This window comes from Bradyrhizobium sp. UFLA06-24 (assembly GCF_054967145.1).
The window spans coordinates 163,378-169,924 of the sequence record NZ_JADFUE010000009.1 but is presented as its reverse complement, the minus strand read 5'-3'; the positions used below and the strand labels follow the sequence as shown (position 1 = coordinate 169,924).

Here is a 6,547-nt window from a genome sequence, read left to right as displayed (position 1 = left end):
TGGCCGTTCGGGCCATGCTGGGCGACCAGCGACGACACCGGATCGTTGAAGGCGGCCGAGTTTGACCAGTCCCGCACGGCGCGGCTCGGCGCGCGTTCCATGATCTGCGACCAGTTTTCCTTGGTCTCGATCTGGACATTGAGACCGACCGATTTCCACATCTCGACCAGCACCTGAGCGGTCGCGACCTGGTTGGTATAGTAGTTGTTGAGCAGGCGGTACGGGATCGGATCGCCCTTGTAATTGGCCTGCTTCAACAGATCCTGCGCGAGCTTGGGATCGTAAGCCGGCACGTCCCAATCGGCGTTGAACATGTCGCCGTAGAATTCCCACTGCAGGCCCTTCGGCACGCGGGTGCGGCCGGCCCACAGGCTGTCGACGATGGCCTGGCGATCGATCGCGTGGGTGAAGGCACGGCGCACCAGCGGGTTGGCGAGCACGGCGTGGTTCTTGTCGAACACCGTCAGGCGGTGATTGAGGATGGTGCCGCCCTGCACTTCGAACGCGGAGTTCTTCTCGATGCCGGCGATCTGATCCGGCGGGATGTCGCAGGCGAACTGGTATTCGCCCGACAGCAGTCCGTTGATGCGACTCGCAACCTCGGGCACCTCGAGGAAGCGGATGCGCTTGAGCGGCGGACGGCCGCCCCAATATTCGTCGTGGGCCTCCAGCGTCAGCGACACGTCGGGCTTGAGCTCGACGACCTTGTAGGGGCCGGTGGTCACAGGCTTGCGGGCCCAGTCGAGATAGCTTGCGGATTCATCCCAGGCGCGGCGGTTCATGATGTCGGAGCCGTAGCGCGACAGCCGGCCCTCAATGGTGACGTCGGGCGTCGCGTTGTAGAAGCGCACCGTGTACTTGTCGACGGCGTCGACGCGGACGAGGTCCGGCCAGATGCGGCGGGCAACGGCCGGCACATCAGGCGGCAGCTCCTTGCCCGGACGTGGCGTCGGGATTTTCTCGAAGGCCTGGATGGTCGAGCGGCTCTTGGCCTCGGTCTCGCCGAACATGCGCTCGCGGCTGAAGGTGAAGACGACGTCTTCGGCGGTGAGCTCGTCGCCATTGTGGAATTTGACACCCTGGCGCAGCTTCACTTCCACGGTCTGGTCGTCGATGCGGCGCCATTCGGTGGCGAGACCCGGCACGGCTTCGAGGTTGCCGCGCCAGTTCTTGGAGATCAGCCCTTCCCAGATCGAGGAGAAGAACACGCGCTCGCCGACATTGGACTGCTCGCGCAACACGTCGAGCACGTTGGCATTGGTGACCTTCTGCACCGCGATCGTCACCGACGGACGATTGTCCCCTTGCGCGATGGCAAAGCGCGGCAGCAGCAGCATGCCGGCGGCAGCGCCGCCGGATTTCAGGATGGTGCGACGGGTGAACTTGCTCATGAGAATGACCCCAGCCCTCTGCGGTATCTGTTATTCAGCGAGACCGAGCGCGGCGAGATGCGAAGCGCCCTTGCGAACGTCGTCGTGATTGCGCAGTTCGAGAATCAGCCGCGGATCGGAATTCAGCCGGCCCAGTGCACGGAACACCGCGACCCAGGGGATATTGCCCTCGCCCGGTGCCCAATGCCGGTCGGCGAAGCCGTCGGTGTCCTGCAAGTGCACATGCGTCAGCATGTCGCCGGCGGTCTCGACGTAATAGTCGACCGGCGGCGCACCCGTGGAGACGTGGGCATAATTCGCGTGACCGGTGTCGAGCGAGATGCGGACTTTGCTGCTTTCGAGCGCCTTGGCGAGGCGCACGCGGTCGCGCGGATCGTTGTCCTCGATGTTCTCGATGACGATCTCGCAGCCGATGGTCTCGGCGCGCGCGATCACCTCTGCCAGTGTCGCCTTGACGCGCTCGACGATGTTGGCGCGGTTATCAGGATAGAGATCGAGATTGTTGTGGTCCCAGGTCGTGAACGGCGAGTGCACCACCATCTGCGTCGCGCCGAGAAATTCAGCTGCCTCGAGGCCCTGAAGCAGGCGCTTGGTCACCGCCTGGCGGATCATCGGATCATGGCTGTCGATCTTGAAGCCCCAGAACGGGCCGTGAATGCCAAGCCGCCCGGTATGCCCGGAGAGCATCTGCTTGATGTCGCTGGCCGCACTGCGCCAGTCGCCGTCGAGCAGATCGGCGCGGAAGAAATCCTGGATTTCGAGATCGCGCTGCCGTTCGAGAAGCCAGTCACGGTGGGCGGGGATCGATTTGATGGACAGTGCGGCGCCCAACACCGGCTTCGACATGGCTTGCTCCTTCAACGTCGACGATGACGGGAGCAGCGCTAGACCAGTTCAATGACAGGGCGGTGAAATGGCGGTTCCGCGCACCACGCAAGATGTGGACATCGTGTCGCGCGCATGCATCGTTCCGCGCGTGCAGACGCACGCATTCGCGCGCCGATCAAGCACGATTCAGTCCGTAGTGATCCGGAATGGAATCCTAACCATCCTTCGCGTACATCGCACGACATCGATCGGCGGCCACTTCCACGGGCATCACCCTCTGATCGCGCAACATGGGGTTGGGGGACCACATGGGGCGGGGGATTGAAGGCTGGGGCAAGGTGACGAGGTCCGGACTCCTAGGCACTCCGGACCTCGGAACTTTCATGATTGAACGCAATTTCGCGCCGCCGGCTTTGAGCCGCGCGGCGCGAAGTCGTTTCAGTACCTCGTTTACACGCCTAGCGCGTTTGCGGCTCGAGCGTCACGGTGCAGTCGCCCTGCCCTTGCGTCGCGACCACGATATCGCCGGCCGCTGCGCCGAGCGGGATCGGAGCGGATGAGCCGCCGCCGGGCATCTGAACCGTCACGCTCAGCGAATCCGTACGTGCGCTCGAGCCCACCGTCGACGGTTCGACTTCGGTCACGTTGCCCGAGGCGTCGCGACGGATGATCCTGCAATTCACATTGCTGCCGCCGGCCGCAACCATGCTCGAGGATGCGCCGCTGCTCATCTGCGCACGGGCCCGAGACGGATCCCGCGGCACCTCGCTGACGATGCGATGCGTCCGCGGCTCCACGATGACGACGTCATCATCCGTGGCGAAATACTCGTAGTCGCGATATTCGGGCTCGATCGAGACGATCTCGGGCGGCAGCCGGTAGAGACGCACGCGCGGGGGAATCGTCTCGCCGACCCGGATCGAGATGTTCAGGTTGCGCTCCGGCTCGGCCAGATGCTCGCGGCTCAATCGTTCCGAGATTTGCACCTGCTTCTCCGAAGTCACCCGGGCCTGCTGATTGACCTGCGTGTTGGTCTGAGTGGTCTGGTTGGCTTGATTGGTTTGCGTGCCCGTCGCGGGCGGTGCGCTCTGCGCGTTGTTGGTCGGGGCCGTCCGGCTGGTGTCGGTTGCGGTGGCCGGCCGGTTGCCTTGCTGCGCGGGCTGTTGCTCCGCAGCGTTCCGCGGCGGCTGGCTCTGGTTGCGCTCGTTCTGGTTGGTCGCAGCTCCCGTGCGCTCGTTCTGCTGGCCGGCGGGACCGCTCTTGGATTTCTCGGACTCGGCCGTCGATTTCTGCGGTGCAGACTTGTCCTGCTTCGTCTCGGCGCGGTTCTTGTCGGCGTCATGGCCCGGTTTTGCGCTCTCGGCCTCCCGGTTGCGATCCTTCGACGGCTCGCGGGATTCCTGTGCCTGCTCCTTCGCATTCGGCGCGTTGCGCTCGGCGGCATTGGCCGGCTGACGCTTGTCCTCGCTGGCCTCATGCTTGGCGCCGCCCTTCTCCTCGCGGCCCGCACCCTGCAGTTTCTCCTGGGCACCCTGCGCGTGCTCTTGAACGCGCTCTTGGGCTCGTTCTTGACCGCGCTCCTGGACACGCTCCTGGGCCGCACCGCCATGCTGCGGCGCCGCGCCTTTTGCCGGTTCCTCGGTCCGTTTCGGCTCGTCCTTCCGCTCCGGCGCCTGCGCATAGGCAATGCCGGATGCGAGCATAAGGCCGATGGCCGCGGTCGATAACATCAAGTGCTTACGCATGGTCCCTCTCCTCGACAATTCGCAACAACAGACGCGAACGTTCTGTTGCAGCGAATGTTCCTGAGTAGGAACGCCGCTATCCGTTCATGAGAAGTTCAGGTTGCGCTTACATTGCGTCCTTCAGCGTCAGCTTCGCGGTGAAGGTCACGCTGGTCTTGCCGACAAGCGCCATGCCGTCGACCTCGGCGCCCCCCGCCGAGTAGTCACCCGAGAAGCCGCAGGTGACCTCCCTGCCGCCAAAGGCCAGCGTCTTACCGACGGCTTCGGTATGCTGATTGACGATCATGTCGCCGCGCCACTTGCCGTTCCGGAACGTGTAGCTGCCGGTGTAGTAGAAATAGCTGTCGCCGCCCATGATGCGCCCGTCGCAGAGCACGACCACGCCGCGCGCCTGTCCGCGCTTGCCGTCACGCATCTCGATGTCGAAGATGTAGAGGCCGTTGACGACCTCCGTCTCTTCGCCAGCTTCCGACCCGCCCCCGCCGGACATCAGATCATCTCCCGACAATCGCGATCGCCCATACCCATCAGCCCGGCACGTTCCGCTCGAGATCCTCGAGCCAGGCCGCCGCGCTGGAGTCCGACGGCGCACGCCAGTCGCCGCGCGGCGAGAGCGAGCCGCCGGCGGAGACCTTCGGTCCGTTCGGCATCGCCGAGCGCTTGAACTGGCTGAAGGCGAAGAAGCGACGCAGGAACACCTCGAGCCAGCGGCGGATCTCGGCCAGATTATATGCCTTGCGCTTGTCCGCCGGGAACGCCGGCGGCCATTCACCGCTGGCGATGTCCTTCCAGGCATGCAGCGCCATGAAGGCGATCTTGGACGGCCTTAAGCCGAAGCGCAGCGTGTAGAACAGATTGAAGTCCTGCAGCTCATAGGGCCCGACCGAGGCCTCCGTGCTCTGCGGCTTCTCGCCCGGCTCGGCCGGAACCAGCTCCGGCGAGATCTCCGCCGACAGGATCGAGGCCAGCGTCCCGTTCACGTCGCCGCTGAACTGCTTTGAGGCGATCACCCAGCGGATCAGGTGCTGGATCAGCGTCTTCGGCACGCCCGCATTGACATTGTAGTGCGCCATCTGGTCGCCCACGCCGTAGGTGCACCAGCCGAGCGCGAGCTCGGAGAGATCGCCGGTGCCGATGACGATGCCGCCATGATGATTGGCCAGCCGAAACAGATAGTCCGTGCGCAGGCCCGCCTGCACGTTCTCGAAGGTGACGTCGTAGACCTTCTCGCCCGTGCCGAAGGGATGGCCGATGTCCTTCAGCATCTGCGTCGCGGTGGTGCGGATGTCGAGCTCCTGACCGGTCGTCTTGAGCGCCTTCATCAGCGCGAGCGCGTTGGTCTTGCTCTCGCTGCCGGTGGCAAAGCCCGGCATGGTGTAGGCAAGGATGTTCTCGCGCGGCAGGCCGAGCAGATCGACGGCCTTGGCGGCGACGATCAGCGCGTGGGTGGAATCGAGGCCGCCGGACACGCCGATCACGACACGCTTGGTGCCGGTCGCGCGCATGCGCTGCACGAGGCCGGCGACCTGGATGTTGTAGGCTTCGTAGCAATCCTGCTCGAGCAGGCTTTCATCGCTCGGCACGAACGGAAAGCGCTCGATCTTGCGCAGGAAACCGATGTCGGTGGCCGGCGGCTTCAGCGCGAAGCTGATCTTGCGGAAATTACCTTCGCGCTGCCGGCGATTGTCGTCGAACGTGCCCATCAGGGTGCGCTCCTGCCGGAGCAGGTCGAGATCGACGTCGGCATAGGTGACCTGACCGCCCTGGCGGAACCGCTCGCCCTCGGCGAGGAGCACGCCGTTCTCATAGATCGAGGTCTGGCCGTCCCAGGCGAGATCGGTGGTGGATTCGCCCGCGCCGGCAGCCGAATAGACATAGGCCGCGAGGCAGCGCGCCGAGCTCGACTGGCACAGCAGCGCACGCGAGCGCGCCCGGCCGATCGTGATCGGACTGCCCGACAGGTTGATGAGCACAGTGGCGCCGGCGAGCGCGAGCTCTGAGGCCGGCGTCACAGGGATCCACATGTCCTCGCAGATCTCGACGCCAATGGTCAGGCCAGGGACATCGTCGGCTGCGAACAGCAAGTCGGTCCCGAACGGCGCGTTGAGCTTGCCGATGCGGATGGCCTCGCCCGCAATGCCGGCGCCTGAGGCGAAATGGCGTCCTTCGTAGAATTCACGATAGGTCGGCAGATAGCTCTTGGGCACGACGCCGAGCACGTTGCCGCGATGGATGACGACGGCACAATTGTAGATCCTGACGCCGAAGCGCAGAGGCGCGCCGACGATCAGGACGGTCATGAGCGCCGCGGAGGCCTCAGTGATCGTGACAAGGGCCCGCTCGACCGCGTCGAGCAGCGGGTCCTGCTTCACCAGATCCTCGATCGCGTAGCCGGACAGGCACAGCTCCGGAAATACGGCAACCGCCACCGCCTGGTCATGGCAGGCGCCCGCCGCCGCCAGAACGGCCTTCGCATTGGCAGTAGGATCGGCCACATGAGACGTGGTGACGCAGGCCGCGACGCGCGCAAATCCGTGGGCGTAGATCGAGTGGAAGCTCATCGAGCAGAGGACCCTTAAATTC

Annotated in this window: 5 protein-coding genes; all 5 read right to left on the bottom strand. The window is 64.7% G+C overall.

Annotated features, from left to right (window positions below; translation table 11 throughout):
* The coding region (locus tag IF809_RS10825) for an ABC transporter substrate-binding protein (protein ID WP_462837571.1) at positions 1–1,391 on the bottom strand (1,391 nt) is incomplete at its 3' end.
* Positions 1,392–1,421: 30 nt separating this feature from the next.
* Positions 1,422–2,237: a sugar phosphate isomerase/epimerase family protein gene (locus tag IF809_RS10820; protein WP_462837570.1), complete on the bottom strand. Its 816-nt coding sequence runs from the start codon at positions 2,235–2,237 to the stop codon at positions 1,422–1,424.
* A 440-nt stretch (positions 2,238–2,677) separates the two neighbouring features.
* A complete protein-coding gene (locus IF809_RS10815; protein WP_462837569.1) occupies positions 2,678–3,964 on the bottom strand; it encodes a DUF1236 domain-containing protein in 1,287 nt (428 codons plus the stop codon).
* Between the two features lie 106 nt (positions 3,965–4,070).
* Positions 4,071–4,454 carry a GrlR family regulatory protein gene (locus IF809_RS10810; protein WP_128966274.1) on the bottom strand — a complete coding sequence of 128 codons (384 nt, stop codon included), beginning with the start codon at positions 4,452–4,454 and terminating at the stop codon, positions 4,071–4,073.
* Positions 4,455–4,491: 37 nt separating this feature from the next.
* On the bottom strand, positions 4,492–6,525 hold the full coding sequence (locus IF809_RS10805; protein WP_462837568.1) for an NAD(+) synthase: 2,034 nt from the start codon (positions 6,523–6,525) through the stop codon (positions 4,492–4,494).
* Positions 6,526–6,547 lie beyond the last annotated feature (22 nt).